Consider the following 16,781-nt stretch of genomic DNA (forward strand, 5'->3'; position numbering starts at 1 on the left):
CAGAATGAACTGAATTATTACTGTTTCTACAAAGATATCAATGCGTATTTATTGACGAATCCGCGCGCGTATGCGTGTATGCTCTGCCAAAACAAACAGTTGATCCCATGGGAAAACGGCGAGCCTATATGCAAATATTTTTTAGAACAGACGGAGGGGAACGATTGAAAGCGGTTTTGAAATATCCGGGCGGGAAATGGCGGATCGCGGAATGGATCATTGCGCACTTTCCCGCTCATGCAGTTTATTTAGAACCGTATTTCGGTAGCGGCGCGATCTTCTTTATGAAAGCGCCTGCCGGGATTGAAACGGTGAACGATCTGAACGGCGATATTGTGAACTTATTCCGCGTATGCCGCGAACGAGGGGAAGAACTTGCGCGATTGATAGAATTGACGCCGTTTTCGCGGCGGGAATATGTGGAATGTTATGTCCGATCGGACGATCCGTTGGAGCAGGCGCGTCGGACGCTTGTAAGGTACTGGCAGAGTTTCGGATCTACGGACAGCAGTAAACACAGTTGGAAGAATAGTCAGACAAAGAATTCTCCGCGCTGTCCGATTCGGTTTGCTGAATTACCGAAAATCATATTGGAAACATTATCACGTTTACGGGAAGTGCAGATCGAGAACTATGACGCGGTTTCTTTAATAAAAAAGTATGATTCTCCCGATACCTTGATTTATCTTGATCCGCCATATATCGAATCGACGCGAAAAAAGGGATTGTATAAAACGGATATGACAGACAAGCAACATGAGGAACTATTAAAAACAATAAAAGCAAGCAAATCCAAGATCTGTTTATCGGCGTATGACAATGAATTATATAATGAAGAATTAAAGGAATGGGAAACGGACGAAAAGCCCACGACTGCGCAGATGGGGCTGCATCGAACAGAAAAATTATACATGAATTATGATCCGCCGTGGTTACTGACGGGAGGAAAAAACAATGATAATTGAAATCGAATACAAGGGGAAAACGAAACGGTATAAACGTGTATCGTCGTCCCGCGCGGCGCGAGTGCGGCGCGTGTATGAAAATTTATTAGGCGGTGCGGTAAACGTGCGTATACTGAAAGAGCGTGAACGCCCGCCATAACAAAGCCCATCCCGCCCCGCATAATCTCCACGGGGCATAGATAGAACCCTGCGGGTACGCTCATGCCCGCAGGGAAAACGAGTTTTTACCCGAAATTTTCCAGTTGACTGGAAAATTTCGGGCTATGAGCAAAAAGAAATCAGGGAAATTATAAAATCAGGAAATAGAAAACGGAGGAAAACAAAAAATGGCAAATTACAGTAAAAGCAGCGGTTTCGCCCGCTTTTGGGCGGTATTCATGACGATACTGCTGGCAGCAAGTATCTTTTTCGGGATCGTAACCGAGGGTTTTAAAAACTGGGACGCAAGCACGTGGTTTAAAAAGGACGCGGAAAAGGGCACGGTCATAGACGGCGACGGGAACGAGATGAACGGCGACACGGTGTACAATATGCCGTCGAATATGGTATTCCGCCCCGCGCTGCGCGGCGCGACGCCCGCGACGAGCGTGACGATCAAAGCGGTCATCGAGCCTTTGGACGCGACGAACCAACTTGTGAATTGGACGATCGCCTTTGCGGATCCCGCGTCCGAGTGGGCGAGCGGCAAAACGCTTTCGGAATATGTGACGATCACGGACACGAACGAACTGACGACGACGGTCACGTTTAAACAGGCGTTCGGCGAGCAGATCATCATCACGGTGACGTCGCAGGATAACCCCGAATATACGGACACCTGCACGGTGGACTGTTCGCAGAAACTCGGCAGCGCATACGTGACGTACGCGGCGGGCGCGGGTTTGGAAGGCGACACGATCGTAACGCTGAACAATGCGACTGGCACCGCCTCGAACTGGGCGATTTTCAAAGCATATCTGTCGAAAGACGGGCAAAAGGCAGCGTCTTTCACGTATAACACTACCGAGGTGTACACGATCGAAGATACATACACCACAACGGTAAGCATATCTCCGAGCGCGGCTTTGTTGGCGGAAGCAAAGAAAATCAACGCGAGCGCAGTAAGCGGCAGTTACGACGCAAGCGCGGGGATCACCGCAAACACGGACTTTTTCGCGCAACTTCTCGGCGCGGACTTTGCGACCGTGCCCAACCTTTACGAACTCGGCAAAGTGCTGGATAAGAAAGGCGTGGCGCAGCCGTTCGTAGTGACGGTTACGACTACAAGCACGTACACGGAGGACGTGACGGACACTTATTATCTGGCGTATGCGGCAAGCAGTATCGGCAAAGCGGTCACAGGTATCCAGATCGAGGACGGCACGATCATCTTCTAAGCAGGTAAGGAGGGTATTATGAACAAACAGAACAGGGGCGGCGCGATCGCCGCCCCGAAAAAGATCATATCCATAATCCTTGCGGCGGTCATGTTGCTGCTCGTCGCAGGTGTGATCGGATATTTCGTATCAGAGCCGAGCATAGGCGGAACGGTCACAGAACTGCCGCCCGTCATGGACGGGGACGGGAACGGACTGGACGGCGGGAAAGTCTACGAATTACCGAAGGCAATGGTCTTTACGAAAAGCGCGACGGCGCAGAACTCGGCGTCGGTAACGTTGCAAGCCACCGTTTTGCCCGATAATGCAGCGAACAAAACAGTGGATTGGTCGGTTACGTTTAAAAATCCGTCTGCGGCGTGGGCAAAGAATAAAGTGGCGACGGATTATATATCCGTAACGCCGAGCGGCGACGGGAGTACCCGCGCGACGGTGACTTGCCTTGAAAATTTCGGCGAACAGATCCTGATTACGGTCACATCGCGGGATAATGCGGAAGCAAAAGCGACTTGCACGGTAGATTATGCGAGAAAACTTTTGGGCTATAAATTCGGGTTTATTAACGAGGGTATCTCTTCGGATAGGAACGAATGGTTTATGCCTACGCAATATTCAGAAGATAAAGAAGTATTGGAGCAGAGTGTAAAGGTGTCGTTGTATCGGCTGTCTAATTTTGACGGCGGAATGTTCAACGAATATTCCGAAGCATATACCAAGACGTATTTAGATGAAAATACCGCAGGATATTTCGAGATCCGTCCGACGGACGGACTGAAAAACGCGTTGGACGCGAAGATCGGAAGCGGGTTTTCCGCAGAACGGCTGCGAGTGATCACCTCCGATGAAAATATAAATTGCTTATTTGACGCGCAGTTTTGGAACTCGGTGCACCAAAACAATGCGACGATCCGAAACAATATCAGAGAAGCGTTGCTGTCGTATAACGGAACAGCCTACGAGATCGTGCTCATGACAAGACCTGAGCAGGCAGGCGGCAAAGTACTTGCCGTGTTTAACGTAAAATTTGACACGACGCTGTTATCCGAGGAGCGGTCGGTCGATTCGGTGACGCTGGGCGACAGTACGTTGGAATTTTAAAAGGAGTGCAGCATGAAAGGAAAAGACAGGGGCGGCGCGGTCGCCGCCCCCAAGATCATAACACTTGCGCTTGCGGGATTGCTTGCGTTGACGGCGACGGCGGCGACGGTGATTTTCACGGCGGACAAAGCAAAGGAACTCGGCGGGATCTCTGGCGTATATGACGGAGCGGGGAACGAACTGACGAGCGACGGGCTGTTTGAAATGCCCGCAAACATGGTTTTTGCCGTCCCCACGTCGGAGAGCGAAACGGCAAACGCGGGTATTACTGTAACGGCGACGATCAAACCCGACACGGCGAGCAATAGAGCGATCGATTGGGAAGTGGACTTCGAGAACGCGGAAAGCGATTGGGCGCGCGGCAAAGCGGTTGAGGAATATGCGAAAGTAACACCCGAAAGCGACGGGAGCGCTACTGCAACGGTCGAGTGCTTACAGGCGTTCGGCGAGCCGATCAACCTGACCGCGCGTTCGCGGAAATATCCCGACGTAACGGCGGTTTGCAAACTGGACTATATGTCGAAAATGGAAAGCGCGGAACTTGTCGTCCGCTCGGGCGATGAGATCGCGGAAACGCTGGATATCAGCGCGTCGGGCAAAGAGTATGTATTTTCGGTAGAAAATATCGTTTGGGGCGTCGGAACAATGCAGGAAGAAAACGCGCAGACGAATATCGGTATCAGTTATCATACGGATTATTACACCTGGGTAAAAGAGCATACGGAAATCGGCAGTCTGGATATGATCCCCGCGGCGTCGAACACGGTCACGGCGACAAACGAACCGCTCACGTTTGTAAGCAGCAAAACAAATATGTATAAACTGTACGGCGTGAAGAGCGCGGGCCGCGCGGAATTTGACAAAGGCTATGCGGGCTATTCGGGCGCGGTCGTAAGGGTAACCGCGTCGGTCACCAACGGATCAGACGGAACGGCTCCCGACTATGTAAGTTATTGGGGCACTATGCTCGAACTGACCCTCGGCACAGTAGATCTCGATATTCCCGTGACGGAGATAGAACTGAACCCGCCGCAGATCATTTTCTAAAAGGGGGGGGTAAAAATGGCAGCAAAGAAGAAAGCGAGCGCAGCGCGGGCTGCGCCGCAAAAGTCAAAGAAAAAAAAGAGCCGTGCGGGCAGGATCGTTGCGGTTATCCTCTTGACCGTATTGCTTGCGGCGGTCGGGTGCGGGATCTATTATGCCATAGAAACGAACGGGTTTACCCATTTCGAAGACGTGGAGTATAACGGCAGGCATCTGGGAACGGCGGAAAGGGGCGTAAAACTCGCCCGCGGGAAAAACGTGTTTGAGATCAAGAGCATCAAACCCGCTGCGGGCGCGGGGAAATATACAGTCAGGATCCAGGCGAACAGCGAGGCGAAATTCACGTTTCAGGCGGACGGAAATCCGCAATCTTTTGCCCATGTCGGGGAGGTAACGGAGTATTTCGGCATAGAGATCTCCGAGGATCGGTTCGAGGTGAATATCCCCTCGGATTATTCGGTTTCGTCTGTGCTGTCGGAAAAGTACGGCGGCGAAACGGTCACGCTGCCCGATGAATTGCCGAAAGATACGGACTTCTGGATCATGTCCGTCGGGCTGTCGGACGGGAAAAACATACTTATATACTTCGGTGTATCTGACAAGCCGACGATCAGCATAAATCCGCCGCACATAATCTTTTAAGGAGGGGCGGGCATGAGAAAAATATTATCTGTTTTATGTGCCTTTTTTCTTCTCCTGGGCGCGGCAGTAAACCCGCCGAGCCAGGCGCAGGCGGAAACCGAACGCGAGTTTGATTACGTCAATGTGCTGGACGATCTGACAGGCTCGACGGACGCGGACGGAAACGCTTTCGATTTGTCGGAATATCCGTATAACGAAAACGGTCGCGTGCAACTTGTGACGCTGATCGAATATTGTTACAGTTATGCCGCCAATATGCGCGGGAATTATGCCGTGTATCTGTATTTCTATAACCCGACAGGCCGTGAGATCGATACGTCAAGCATACTGAACGTGGCGCAGTTCGCCGTGGGGTATAACGAAAAGGGCAGCCCCGACGACTATGAAAATTTTGAATTGAAATTCTGCAATAAATCCACGGGCGACTATAACAATTTGTTTTACAAATTCCGCGTGCAGGATCACGAGAGCGCGGACGGCAAGACAATGGCGGAACGGGTGAACAGCAATGCGCGGCGTTACGATCTGTCGAGCGTGGAACTGATCTATAAGGGCGACAGCCTTGCGAAAGACTACGGCTGCGGCGGAACGTATACATACAAAGGTTATGCCGCGGGGTACGGCTCGGACGCAGACGCCGCCACGACGCTGACGTGCGAAGTCACGGATCTGGAAACGCTGGATCTGGAAGTGATACCGACGCAGTACCGCCCCGACGGAGTGTTTACCGACGGGCACCAGGATCAACTGAACAGCGTATATTTTGCGGTGCCGAACGACGTACTGAAAAAATACGGCCGCCAGATCACGGAGATCAAAGCGCGTTGGGACGAATACAAGACGGGGCTGCTCGCGGTGTTCGATGACAAAACCGCCCATGACACTTTTACGCCGCTCGTCGGCAAGGATATGACGCGGTTTACGTCGGATTATATGCTTGCGGGACTGTACCGCTGGACTTCCGTGATCGGGGAAGTGCGGCACGAGGCAGGCTGGATCTATAACGAGAACGGTGACAGGGGTGTGCTCACCTATGGCGACGTTTACAATTTGCTGACGGCAGCGTTTTATACGAACGGCGCGCCCGCCGATACGTACAGTATCACTTCGGAACGCATGGAAAGAGCGCTCAAAGAGTACAGCGAAACGGCGGACGGGGATAAAATCAACGGGACTTACAGTACGGATCTTTTTGTGGACTACGTAGACGAAGGACACGAGCGCGGGGAAAACGTCCGCACGATCGACAGCGAAACAAAATACAGCCTGACCGCCGAAGTGCTGAATAAAAATTTCTGGTATAAGTTTTTAGGTATAAAGGACTACGAAAGCGCGACATACAGCAATATCAAGGCGATCGAGGAAGTGACGGACAAACAACTCAAACTGTCCGATGAAAGTCTGTCGAAAAATCTGTATATCGATCCCGACGACGTGAGCGGTTTCCGCCAGTATTGCCAAGCGGCAGAAGATACGGACAAAACCGTTTTTATCTTCCGCTATTCGGTGACGGACTACTATGCGACGTCGATTGTGAGCAATATCAGCGAAGTAAATGAAAGCACGGTGCCCTGGCAAGAATGCGGGTATGCTGCACAACAGACGGTATTCCTGAATTTCAGGATCATACAGTTGAAATTCTATAAGGACGGCGTATACACGGTCATAGCGGCGGTAAACGACCCGATCGATATAATACCGGGCGTGACGCCGCCGCTGCCAGACGCAGAGCAGACGAACCCGCTCGAAGTTATATTGCGCTTGCTTTTAATGCTCGGTATTCTTTTCTTGGCCGTGATCGCGGTTTACCTGATCATCAAGATCATCATATCCGCAGTATCTTCCAGGCAAAAAATATCCGTGGAATACAAACCGCCGAGCGAAAAAATCAGTGAGATAAAAACCAAAGAAATCGAAAGGGAGGTAAAAGCAAATGGCGGCAAAAAAATGCCAAGCAAAACAGGCGGGAGCAAAAGCGCCCCGCGCAGTAAAACAGGTAACACGGGCGGGAAAGCCCCGAAACAAAATACAGTCGCCCGAGGCGGAAAAGCCGACGGCAAAACAAAAAGCACTCCAAAAACGGGAAAGAACATTCGCAAAGGCTCGTGATATCTACGCAACGCCGAATTATATCGCGGTGGTAGACCGTGACGGTACGTCGTATTACAAAAAGAACGACGAGAACCGTGCGATCGCCAAAAAGGTAACGGGCGGGAAACTCCGCATCGGCAAGCGCGGAAAGAACTAAAAGGAGGGCAGCGGAACACCGCCGAAATGCTCTTCGGCGGTGTTTTGCAAAGTACTATGTTTAGAATCAATCGTCAGAAAAATAAAAAATCCGATTCCAAATCGGATAAAACAGAAAAATCGAAACGGTTTCAGCGGCATTTTCGCAAATTTCATAGCAAGGAAACGACCGGGCATCCTTCGTATGTATATGATGAAAACGGAAAGGTATATAAAGTAATCGGGATCACATCAGGACGAAAGACGAATGATATTTTAAATATCAGGCTCGAAAAAAATCCCGAACCGAATAATCCGAAGCCCGCGTACATACAGCCGAAAACGAAAGAAGTGTCGAAAGGCGCAAAAAATGAACGACTGAAAGGCTGGAAATTCAGTGACGTTGACAAAAAGAAGGTGCAGGAAGTAATCGATAAAAACGAAAAGAAAAAATGACATAAAAAAAGAAAAGGCGCGAGCGGTAAAACCACTTGTTCGCAATGTTCAAGCCCGAAGGCGAACTAATGCCCTTTCTGATTAAAATTATATCATTTTACGGGACGGAAGTCAATCAAAATGCTATGGAAACAAACGGAACGATACTGAGAACAAAAGAATATAAGCGGTGGCGCAGCGACTTACAGCGCGGTGCGCGCCGCCTGACGCGGTATTCGAGATTCTGCGCATGGGCGGAACGCCGACGCACCGAGAGTTTCAAAAACACGCGGTTTTACTGCCGTTTTTGGGTGCTGCTGGCGCTTGCGTATCTATTGGGATACTTTCTCACTCGCGACTATTACCACGGCTGGTACGGCGTATTATGTACGTTTTTCGACGTGTCGGTGTTCAACGGGATCCGCGCGGACTGGTCGTTGGTCTGGAAGATAGGGAAACTTCTGTTACAACTCGGCGGGATCTTGCTGATCGTGTTTTCCGTCATAACGCTTTTCAAAAAGGGTATCAAAGCAAAATATTTTGAGTTCGTCTATTACGGTCAAAGTGCGGGCTACATGGAAAACCAACATTCTGTCTGCTGCACCGGTCCTCCGGGCGCGGGAAAGACTTCGCTCGGCGGGGATATGGCGGTATGCGTGGCGCGGCGGCGCTGGGAAGATCTCAAATATGAGTACCATACCCGCAAACGCAGGATCCGCACTTGTATCCAAATGGGTATGACGGAGGAATTGGAAAAGTTCAAGGCGATCGAGGAATCCTATTTGTTTTTCAAAAGGCGTGAACGCTGTTATATTCCGTGCCTTGCCACGACGTTGGGGATGCGCGTGTGCGGGCGGTACGCGTACAAAGCCAACAATAAGTTTTTCCTGCAAATGCAGCGCGTGCCCGAATACTGCGTGATCTTCGACGACGAGAGCGGCAGCACGAAGGGAGCGAATACCTCTTCGACAGTCAATGATAACGTCGCGGATTTTTACCGCTATGTACGGCATTACGGGGATTTCATGATCATCATGACGGAGCAGGGCGACGACGGGGCAGGGAAATATATCCGCAAATGTTTGGATAACACCATCTATTGCAAAATGCAAAAATGGATCTTGAAACCGGGCTTTCTTTTGCGGCTCGATAACAGACTTCGCGCGCGGCTGATCCGCTTGGAAGAAACCGGAAAGTATAAGCCCCGGTTCAATACGTTCGTGTATTACTTCGACGCGATTGTACGGACGATTGGCTACCGTCAGATCAGTTACAGGAACATGGGCAACGTGGAGCATGACGACGGAGCACTGAAAGGCAAGGAAGGCACTTACATATTGCCATCGCGCCTGATCTATGATTATGACGACAGATCGTACAGGTTTACCTATAAGGCGCTGGATCTTCCGTTGGAACTGGAAGGATGGGAACGCTTGACCTTGCGCGCGGAGGACGATCTGCGAAACTATTCGGTAGTACGCGAATCCCCGAGAAATGCTGAAAATGAAAAAGCCGTTTAAACGATTTCAGACAGAATATTTTTTAAAAATCCGAAAAATTCCGACTATGCAAAGTACTGTGTCTGATATAAAACGCTGTTTTTTAATACAGGAGGAAACCATGAACAGGAAAAAGTATTACTACGAGATAACCGACGCCGCAGGCGAGGTCATGTATATGGAAATCGACGCAAAGCCCAAAGATCCGAAATTGCTTTGCGAGTTTTTGCATATCGAAGGCACTGTGCGGGAAATCACGAAACAGGAATATCGCGAATCGACGGAAGTATAATTTTCCGATCAACTGGAAAAAGGAGGAAAGTATGAAGAGAAACAAAGACGAAGAAACGAAATCCGATAAGACCGTAGAGCAAAAGCAACACGCAACGCCGAATTATCGTAGGCCGTACGGGTTGTTACAGAAAGCGGGCGTATCGACGGCAGGAATGACGCCGCGCGACGCGTGGAGCGCATGGAACGAACTGCGGAAAGAAGAACGCGCAGCCAAAGAAAAGAAACCGAAAGCGGCAAAAATACCAAAGATCCGCAAAGGGCAAGTGCCCGTGCCGGAACTGTCGGCTTGGAATAGGGATATGGCGAATAACAACAGTATGTTTAATCGTGGGGATAATACGGTCGATGCGTATAAATCCTATGCGGACGAGATCAACGGTTGGGATATCAGCGTCAAGCAAAAAGAAAAGTTGATCGGGCAATTAAAGAAAAAGTACGATGAAAAACTCTCTCTTGATGCTCGGTATGTACCGTGGACAGTATCAGGGCCGGCGCAGTATCCCGCTCAAAAAATGAACGGGATCGCGGAGCGGGCAATGCAAAAAAGCGTGGAAATCAGCGATTGGTTTAAGGGCGTGGAGCGCAGCGTGAAAAATAGCAACCGGCAGTATCAAGAAGATCGAAAAACCGAGGCGAAACGCAAAGAGGAAGAGTTTCATCATTTAATGAGATCAATGCCGAATATGGGCGCAACGACTGTGGCGACGTGGTTGACGCCGATCGCGCAGTATGATCCGAAACGATATGCGGAATTATACGAAAAATACGACAAAGAATATCACTTCCGCAAGAATACGAACGCCGCAAAACTATACGACAAGGTGAAAACGGGTGAATATACGGGCAAGAAACCGCCGAAAAAGTTAATGGAAAGCGACAGTTATAACGCATATCGAAAGACAATCCAAAGCGGGGAACGGGTATTTATGAAATTTACGACCAAACCGAAACCGCAACTTATCTATGCCCTAAAAAAGCGCGGGTGGCATTGGAACGGAAACGAAGAGGCTTGGAGCGTCCCCGTCGAAAAGTACGACGCGGATTTTGTCAAAAGTATCGAAGATCAATATAAAAAATATTTGTAATTTCTTATAGGCAAAAAGAAGATCAAAAAGGAGCACAAGCACATGACAAGGAAAGAATTAACCCAAGAAATGCGCGCGATAAGCGAGATGATGGGAAAAACAAAGAATTGTACGAAAACCGAATGGGAACGAACAAACAAAAAGCAGTATGCGGAATATAAGGCAGAGTACGACCATTTGCGAGCGGAATATGACCGTAAATACGGCAGAACCGCTGCCGTACCCGCGAAACAAAGCAAGCCGCGAGCGGCGACTGCAGCCGCCGCTTTACCGAAACCGAAAAAAGTATATTATAACGAGAAGGGCGGCGTTGTGTACAGGCAGAGCACCGACAAAGTAGGCGATACGCTCATAAATCAAGCGGGGGTAAAGTACAAAATCACGGGCGAGCGGTTTGCACCACCGACGGGCGCTCCCGGTGAAGTGTTGGTACGTGTGTTGAAACTCGAACCCGCAGGGCATAAAGATACGCAGTCGTTTGAAGTAAACGACCAAATGCTGAAATACTACCGAGAAAAGCAGATCATGAAAAGGCAGGCGCCGCAAAAAGCGAAAGCAAATCCGAAAAAGAAGAAAAAATGATCCACGGACGCGCGGAGGGCGTCAATCACTCTCTAATAGCAAATTTCCGCAGGAAAAAGGTCGGGCGGGGCGCGGGATCCGCGCGGAAAAGAAGGTGCGCGAATGCGCGCCTGCTCGTGCGGATCCCGCGTAGCGTCCGAGCCCTGCGGAAAGATGCGGGGAGTGATAATAACTAAGCACAACAACGTGTGCAACCATGCGACCGTATAAAAAAATACGACCGCATCTATTTCAAAAATTTGCGCTTGTCGCAAATTTTTGAACCCGCGCGATTTTGGCGGTGCGGCCGAAAAAATTTTCGGGCAAAATTTTGAGAGTAAAAAGAGGAGGTAAAAAGACATGAGAGCGATCCGTCTGGAATCGATACAAAATTTACACGTCGCGGAACTGAACGTCCTTGTGATCCTGATCGACCGCCTCGGAACGGAAAGCAAGCGGCTTGACTATGCGGAACTCGCGGAAGAACTCGGGTATTCGAGAAATACCATCAAATACAACATTGATAAACTGGCGGAGGCCGGGCTGATATCGAAGGCGGGTGGGAAACTGACCGTGGTACAAGATATCTTTGTAGAGATGCCGACGGGATAACGTCGGCGCTTTCCCTTAACGTCATAGATGCGGTTTCCTCGTCCTTGCCTTTGCGGCTTCCGCTCAAAAAGTCCGTGGTCTTGTCTGCCGTTCGAGCAAGGTGAAAAATGACGTTGACGAACCTGCACGAATTAAGGCGCGTGCAGCCAAGCACAGCAAGCGGTTTGTATTTTTTCCGAAGAACAAAAAAATTGGAGGGCGTTGCGCTGCCGTGGCTGAGGCGGCGCAGGATCAGTCGGGTAATCGGAAATCGGGGGGAACGCGGTTTTCGCTGGCTGATCCCACAGAAGGCACAATCGAGTGTCATGCTGTATCTCATGCGCACAGGGAGCCCCGCGCCCAAAAGGGCGCGACAGAAGGACTGAAATAGCCATACAGGCGCAGCCTGTCAATCAATCTCGGCGGTGGCTGGAACTGAAACGCGGTTACAGTAGAACGATAAGGCTGATAAAGAAACAAAGCCTCGGCCGGAGCGGAAGAGCCGACCGAGCGAAGTAGCCAGCATAGGCGATCAATGGCAGAGTGCCGCCATTTGCGGCCGTGATCGGTACGGCAATCATAATTTTCCAGTCAACTGGAAAAAATATAAATATTTTGGAGGTTACATCATGCAACAACAAACAAAGAAATTTAATTCGAAACCCTTCGGCGAAGTATGCCAAGAGTGGATCGGGTATAAGACGAAAACAACGTCGGAACGGTTATTGGCGAATTATGAAATGTTTGATGCAGAATTTTTTTCGCCGTTCAGCGCGATGGCGATGAACTCAATGAATATAAAAAAGGCGGACAAGATTTTGCTATCCGTCCGTCAATATCCTTATGAAAAGCGGGCGGAGTTTGCCCGGCAAAATTGCTGCTCGCTGCATATGTTCGTCAAGATCACGCTTGGCGAGATCGTGGATTATGCCATACGGAAAAATTACATGGAAAACAAAAAGGAACTCGTCAAGTTTTTTCGAGTGCAGAGAGATGCCGAGGGTGGTACATATCATAAAAGCAGGTTGCTATACAAGTAGAATTTTCCAGTTGACTGGAAAATTCTCGATCTTTTGTCTGACTTCGCGCCTGCGCCGACGCAAATTGGCAATGTAGTTTTTCCAGTCAACTGGAAAAATAAAGAAAAATCCCGCGCGAAAAAATGTTGAAAAATGGCGCGTGGTATGGTATAATAAGGATAAGCAATAGGGGCAGAGCCTTGATGGCGGTTAGCACTTCCGAAAAGGAGGTGGTTTTTATGGGATATGATTATATTTTACTACTGGCGTTTCTTGTAGACGTCGGGTTAATACAATCTTTCCGCGTCACGAATGATAAAATCATTGTACACATAAAAAAATAACCGCCCACGTTAGCACCGATGGCGGTTATTTTTTACCGAACATAGGCTAACCGTTTAAAGGTTTTGCCCTTGTTGTGGTTTTATTATAGCACGGCTTTTTATAAAAGTCAACATTTCATGCAAAAGATTTTTAGAGGCGCGGCCCGATAGGGCGGCGCTTTTTCCAGTCAACTGGAAAAATAAAGAAAAAAGGATCAATCTTCCTCGCAAATAGCGGTGGCGATATAGTCTGCATCAAAAAAATCGGATAAAGAAATATTGATTGCATCGCAAAGCAATTTGAGCGTTTGAACTCTCGGGCATCCCGAAGTTTTTTTCATAATTCCGTATACCGTCGAGGGCGTGATCCCTGCTTTGATGCTCCACTTGGGCAAGGGGATATTGTGAAAGTGCGACAACTCATCGATTCTTTTAATAATGGCGTCAGTCAATGTCATGTATTCGTTTGTATCAATCTTTTTACTCATATGAATATTATANGTCGGAACAAAGGAGGAACGAATTAAACGCATTACCGCTCTGGGCTTATCGCGGGAAGCGGCGGTCAAGGCAATAAAAGCGGAAGATGAATATAGGGCGCGGGAGCAGCGTATACAATCCGCAATGCCGAAAAAGCCGACGGATGCACCGACATATACGGTTTGGGACAGCAAGCGGGGAAAGACGTTTGCGACGGTAGGAGAAGCAAGTGCATATGCCGAAGAACACCGCAAAAAAACGGGCGAGATACTCACGGTCACGCAGACGAAGCGGAAGGCAACGCACGAATACGGCAAACGGAGCAAGAAATGATCAACGGACGCGCGGAGGGCGTCAATCACTCTCTAATAGCAAATTTCCGCAGGAAAAAGGTCGGGCGGGGCGCGGGATCCGCGCGGAAAAGAAGGTGCGCGTATGCGCGCCTGCTCGTGCGGATCCCGCGCAGCGTCCGAGCCCTGCGGAAAGATGCGGGGAGTGATCATAACTAAGCATAACAACGTGTGCAACCATGCGACCGTATAAAAAAATACGACCGCATCTATTTCAAAAATTTGCGCTTGTCGCAAATTTTTGAACCCGCGCGATTTTGGCGGTGCGGCCGAAAAATTTTCGGGCAAAATTTTGAGAGTAAAAAGAGGAGGTAAAAAGGCATGAGAGCGATCCGTCTGGAATCGATGCAAAATTTACACGTCGCGGAACTGAACGTCCTTGTGATCCTGATCGACCGCCTCGGAACGGAAAGCAAGCGGCTTGACTATGCGGAACTCGCGGAAGAACTCGGATATTCGAGAAATACCATCAAATACAATATTGATAAACTGGCGGAAGCCGGGCTGATATCGAAGGCGGGCGGGAAACTGACCGTGATACAAGATATCTTTGTAGAGATGCCGACGGGATAACGCCGGCGCTTTCCCTTAACGTCATAGATGCGGTTTCCTCGTCCTTGCCTTTGCGGCTTCCGCTCAAAAAGTCCGTGGTCTTGTCTGCCGTTCGAGCAAGGTGAAAAATGACGTTGACGAACCTGCACGAATTAAGGCGCGTGCAGCCAAGCACAGCAAGCGGTTTGTATTTTTTCCGAAGAACAAAAAAATTGGAGGGCGTTGCGCTGCCGTGGCTGAGGCGGCGCAGGATCAGTCGGGTAATCGGAAATCGGGGGGAACGCGGTTTTCGCTGGCTGATCCCACAGAAGGCACAATCGAGTGTCATGCTGTATCTCATGCGCACAGGGAGCCCCGCGCCCAAAAGGGCGCGACAGAAGGACTGAAATAGCCATACAGGCGCAGCCTGTCAATCAATCTCGGCGGTGGCTGGAACTGAAACGCGGTTACAGTAGAACGATAAGGCTGATAAAGAAACAAAGCCTCGGCCGGAGCGGAAGAGCCGACCGAGCGAAGTAGCCAGCATAGGCGATCAATGGCAGAGTGCCGCCATTTGCGGCCGTGATCGGTACGGCAATCATAATTTTCCAGTCAACTGGAAAAAATATAAATATTTTGGAGGTTACATCATGCAACAACAAACAAAGAAATTTAATTCGAAACCCTTCGGCGAAGTATGCCAAGAGTGGATCGGGTATAAGACGAAAACAACGTCGGAACGGTTATTGGCGAATTATGAAATGTTTGATGCAGAATTTTTTTCGCCGTTCAGCGCGATGGCGATGAACTCAATGAATATAAAAAAGGCGGACAAGATTTTGCTATCCGTCCGTCAATATCCTTATGAAAAGCGGGCGGAGTTTGCCCGGCAAAATTGCTGCTCGCTGCATATGTTCGTCAAGATCACGCTTGGCGAGATCGTGGATTATGCCATACGGAAAAATTACATGGAAAACAAAAAGGAACTCGTCAAGTTTTTTCGAGTGCAGAGAGATGCCGAGGGTGGTACATATCATAAAAGCAGGTTGCTATACAAGTAGAATTTTCCAGTTGACTGGAAAATTCTCGATCTTTTGTCTGACTTCGCGCCTGCGCCGACGCAAATTGGCAATGTAGTTTTTCCAGTCAACTGGAAAAATAAAGAAAAATCCCGCGCGAAAAAATGTTGAAAAATGGCGCGTGGTATGGTATAATAAGGATAAGCAATAGGGGCAGAGCCTTGATGGCGGTTAGCACTTCCGAAAAGGAGGTGGTTTTTATGGGATATGATTATATTTTACTACTGGCGTTTCTTGTAGACGTCGGGTTAATACAATCTTTCCGCGTCACGAATGATAAAATCATTGTACACATAAAAAAATAACCGCCCACGTTAGCACCGATGGCGGTTATTTTTTACCGAACATAGGCTAACCGTTTAAAGGTTTTGCCCTTGTTGTGGTTTTATTATAGCACGGCTTTTTATAAAAGTCAACATTTCATGCAAAAGATTTTTAGAGGCGCGGCCCGATAGGGCGGCGCTTTTTCCAGTCAACTGGAAAAATAAAGAAAAAAGGATCAATCTTCCTCGCAAATAGCGGTGGCGATATAGTCTGCATCAAAAAAATCGGATAAAGAAATATTGATTGCATCGCAAAGCAATTTGAGCGTTTGAACTCTCGGGCATCCCGAAGTTTTTTTCATAATTCCGTATACCGTCGAGGGCGTGATCCCTGCTTTGATGCTCCACTTGGGCAAGGGGATATTGTGAAAGTGCGACAACTCATCGATTCTTTTAATAATGGCGTCAGTCAATGTCATGTATTCGTTTGTATCAATCTTTTTACTCATATGAATATTATACGTATTCAGACTGAAAAAATCGCGCGGAAATACAGACTGTAAATCAAGTCTTAAATATTGTAATAATTGTTGACAAAATATATGGGGTATGGTAATATGATAATACCCGAGAATTGTGTGCAAGTGCATCCAGTTTTTAATATTATTCTTAATTTTCTAATTTACAATTTTCAATTTTAAAGCCGTATCTAACGGAACCAATCGCCGGCTCGGGGGGGCAGATCGACCTATCGCAAAATCGCAATAGGTCGATTTTTTTATAGAACAAATCTATCCCTATATTACTAGTTTTTAAGAATTTAATAGTTGATGCGTAAATTTGTGAGGCGTTTCCCGATAGGGCAGCGCCTTTTTCTTTTCAAAATTTAATAAAATAAAAAAGAGTATTATGGAAACTTT

The 16,781-nt window shown here is 48.6% G+C and carries 17 protein-coding genes; 15 read left to right on the forward strand and 2 right to left on the reverse strand.

The genetic code is table 11. The features are described 5' to 3' along the window. Positions 1–164: 164 nt before the first annotated feature. The 12 genes from ESZ91_RS00005 to ESZ91_RS00055 all read left to right on the forward strand — a co-directional run bounded on the left by ESZ91_RS00005 (position 165) and on the right by ESZ91_RS00055 (position 12,856). A complete protein-coding gene (locus ESZ91_RS00005; RefSeq protein WP_161970971.1) occupies positions 165–965 on the forward strand; it encodes a DNA adenine methylase in 801 nt (266 codons plus the stop codon). Between the two features lie 326 nt (positions 966–1,291). Beyond that, positions 1,292–2,341 carry a hypothetical protein gene (locus ESZ91_RS00010; RefSeq protein WP_129222864.1) on the forward strand — a complete coding sequence of 350 codons (1,050 nt, stop codon included), beginning with the start codon at positions 1,292–1,294 and terminating at the stop codon, positions 2,339–2,341. Positions 2,342–2,359: 18 nt separating this feature from the next. Continuing rightward, positions 2,360–3,439 (forward strand): hypothetical protein, encoded by a 1,080-nt coding sequence (locus ESZ91_RS00015; protein ID WP_129222867.1) that lies wholly within the window; start codon positions 2,360–2,362, stop codon positions 3,437–3,439. Positions 3,440–3,451: 12 nt separating this feature from the next. Next, on the forward strand, positions 3,452–4,486 hold the full coding sequence (locus ESZ91_RS00020) for a hypothetical protein (protein ID WP_129222869.1): 1,035 nt from the start codon (positions 3,452–3,454) through the stop codon (positions 4,484–4,486). Between the two features lie 15 nt (positions 4,487–4,501). Further along, a complete protein-coding gene (locus tag ESZ91_RS00025; protein ID WP_129222871.1) occupies positions 4,502–5,125 on the forward strand; it encodes a hypothetical protein in 624 nt (207 codons plus the stop codon). 12 nt (positions 5,126–5,137) lie between these two features. Further along, entirely contained in the window at positions 5,138–7,234 is a 2,097-nt protein-coding gene (locus ESZ91_RS00030) for a hypothetical protein (protein ID WP_129222873.1), read from the forward strand. Between the two features lie 698 nt (positions 7,235–7,932). After that, positions 7,933–9,306 carry a hypothetical protein gene (locus ESZ91_RS00035; protein WP_129222875.1) on the forward strand — a complete coding sequence of 458 codons (1,374 nt, stop codon included), beginning with the start codon at positions 7,933–7,935 and terminating at the stop codon, positions 9,304–9,306. Between the two features lie 100 nt (positions 9,307–9,406). Continuing rightward, entirely contained in the window at positions 9,407–9,577 is a 171-nt protein-coding gene (locus tag ESZ91_RS11520) for a hypothetical protein (protein WP_154071815.1), read from the forward strand. Positions 9,578–9,608: 31 nt separating this feature from the next. After that, positions 9,609–10,664 carry a hypothetical protein gene (locus ESZ91_RS00040; RefSeq protein ID WP_129222877.1) on the forward strand — a complete coding sequence of 352 codons (1,056 nt, stop codon included), beginning with the start codon at positions 9,609–9,611 and terminating at the stop codon, positions 10,662–10,664. A gap of 42 nt (positions 10,665–10,706) precedes the next feature. Next, positions 10,707–11,246: a hypothetical protein gene (locus ESZ91_RS00045; RefSeq protein WP_129222879.1), complete on the forward strand. Its 540-nt coding sequence runs from the start codon at positions 10,707–10,709 to the stop codon at positions 11,244–11,246. A 339-nt stretch (positions 11,247–11,585) separates the two neighbouring features. Beyond that, on the forward strand, positions 11,586–11,837 hold the full coding sequence (locus ESZ91_RS00050) for a winged helix-turn-helix domain-containing protein (protein ID WP_129222881.1): 252 nt from the start codon (positions 11,586–11,588) through the stop codon (positions 11,835–11,837). Between the two features lie 608 nt (positions 11,838–12,445). Next, positions 12,446–12,856 carry a hypothetical protein gene (locus ESZ91_RS00055; RefSeq protein ID WP_129222883.1) on the forward strand — a complete coding sequence of 137 codons (411 nt, stop codon included), beginning with the start codon at positions 12,446–12,448 and terminating at the stop codon, positions 12,854–12,856. Between the two features lie 517 nt (positions 12,857–13,373). On the opposite strand, the gene ESZ91_RS00060 is transcribed toward ESZ91_RS00055, so the two are convergent. Next, entirely contained in the window at positions 13,374–13,646 is a 273-nt protein-coding gene (locus ESZ91_RS00060) for a helix-turn-helix domain-containing protein (RefSeq protein ID WP_129222885.1), read from the reverse strand. Positions 13,647–13,782: 136 nt separating this feature from the next. Here ESZ91_RS00060 and ESZ91_RS00065 point away from each other — a divergent pair, with 136 nt between their 5' ends. The 3 genes from ESZ91_RS00065 (at position 13,783) to ESZ91_RS00075 (ending at position 15,580) form a co-directional block, all read left to right on the forward strand. Next, complete coding sequence (locus ESZ91_RS00065; protein ID WP_129222887.1) at positions 13,783–13,971, forward strand: hypothetical protein; 189 nt, start codon at positions 13,783–13,785, stop codon at positions 13,969–13,971. Between the two features lie 338 nt (positions 13,972–14,309). After that, positions 14,310–14,561, forward strand: coding sequence for a helix-turn-helix domain-containing protein (locus ESZ91_RS00070; protein ID WP_129222889.1), 252 nt, complete (start codon positions 14,310–14,312; stop codon positions 14,559–14,561). A gap of 608 nt (positions 14,562–15,169) precedes the next feature. Beyond that, positions 15,170–15,580 carry a hypothetical protein gene (locus ESZ91_RS00075; RefSeq protein ID WP_129222883.1) on the forward strand — a complete coding sequence of 137 codons (411 nt, stop codon included), beginning with the start codon at positions 15,170–15,172 and terminating at the stop codon, positions 15,578–15,580. 517 nt (positions 15,581–16,097) lie between these two features. Here the strand turns inward: ESZ91_RS00075 and ESZ91_RS00080 are convergent. Then, the gene (locus ESZ91_RS00080; RefSeq protein WP_129222885.1) at positions 16,098–16,370 is read right to left on the reverse strand and encodes a helix-turn-helix domain-containing protein; all 273 of its coding nucleotides are present in this window, start codon (positions 16,368–16,370) and stop codon (positions 16,098–16,100) included. Positions 16,371–16,781 lie beyond the last annotated feature (411 nt).

It is taken from the genome of Candidatus Borkfalkia ceftriaxoniphila, from assembly GCF_004134775.1.
In the GTDB taxonomy this organism is placed as follows: Bacteria; Bacillota; Clostridia; order Christensenellales; family Borkfalkiaceae; genus Borkfalkia; species Borkfalkia ceftriaxoniphila.

Excerpts from the sequence above, each read along its gene's own strand:
- ESZ91_RS00010 (WP_129222864.1), top strand. The coding sequence starts at position 1,292 with ATGGCAAATTACAGTAAAAGCAGCGGTTTCGCCCGCTTTTGGGCGGTA.
- ESZ91_RS00015 (WP_129222867.1), top strand. The coding sequence starts at position 2,360 with ATGAACAAACAGAACAGGGGCGGCGCGATCGCCGCCCCGAAAAAGATC.
- ESZ91_RS00020 (WP_129222869.1), top strand. The coding sequence starts at position 3,452 with ATGAAAGGAAAAGACAGGGGCGGCGCGGTCGCCGCCCCCAAGATCATA.
- ESZ91_RS00025 (WP_129222871.1), top strand. The coding sequence starts at position 4,502 with ATGGCAGCAAAGAAGAAAGCGAGCGCAGCGCGGGCTGCGCCGCAAAAG.
- ESZ91_RS00030 (WP_129222873.1), top strand. The coding sequence starts at position 5,138 with ATGAGAAAAATATTATCTGTTTTATGTGCCTTTTTTCTTCTCCTGGGC.
- ESZ91_RS00035 (WP_129222875.1), top strand. The coding sequence starts at position 7,933 with ATGGAAACAAACGGAACGATACTGAGAACAAAAGAATATAAGCGGTGG.
- ESZ91_RS11520 (WP_154071815.1), top strand. The coding sequence starts at position 9,407 with ATGAACAGGAAAAAGTATTACTACGAGATAACCGACGCCGCAGGCGAG.
- ESZ91_RS00040 (WP_129222877.1), top strand. The coding sequence starts at position 9,609 with ATGAAGAGAAACAAAGACGAAGAAACGAAATCCGATAAGACCGTAGAG.
- ESZ91_RS00045 (WP_129222879.1), top strand. The coding sequence starts at position 10,707 with ATGACAAGGAAAGAATTAACCCAAGAAATGCGCGCGATAAGCGAGATG.
- ESZ91_RS00050 (WP_129222881.1), top strand. The coding sequence starts at position 11,586 with ATGAGAGCGATCCGTCTGGAATCGATACAAAATTTACACGTCGCGGAA.
- ESZ91_RS00055 (WP_129222883.1), top strand. The coding sequence starts at position 12,446 with ATGCAACAACAAACAAAGAAATTTAATTCGAAACCCTTCGGCGAAGTA.
- ESZ91_RS00060 (WP_129222885.1), bottom strand. The coding sequence starts at position 13,646 with ATGAGTAAAAAGATTGATACAAACGAATACATGACATTGACTGACGCC.
- ESZ91_RS00065 (WP_129222887.1), top strand. The coding sequence starts at position 13,783 with ATGCCGAAAAAGCCGACGGATGCACCGACATATACGGTTTGGGACAGC.
- ESZ91_RS00070 (WP_129222889.1), top strand. The coding sequence starts at position 14,310 with ATGAGAGCGATCCGTCTGGAATCGATGCAAAATTTACACGTCGCGGAA.
- ESZ91_RS00075 (WP_129222883.1), top strand. The coding sequence starts at position 15,170 with ATGCAACAACAAACAAAGAAATTTAATTCGAAACCCTTCGGCGAAGTA.
- ESZ91_RS00080 (WP_129222885.1), bottom strand. The coding sequence starts at position 16,370 with ATGAGTAAAAAGATTGATACAAACGAATACATGACATTGACTGACGCC.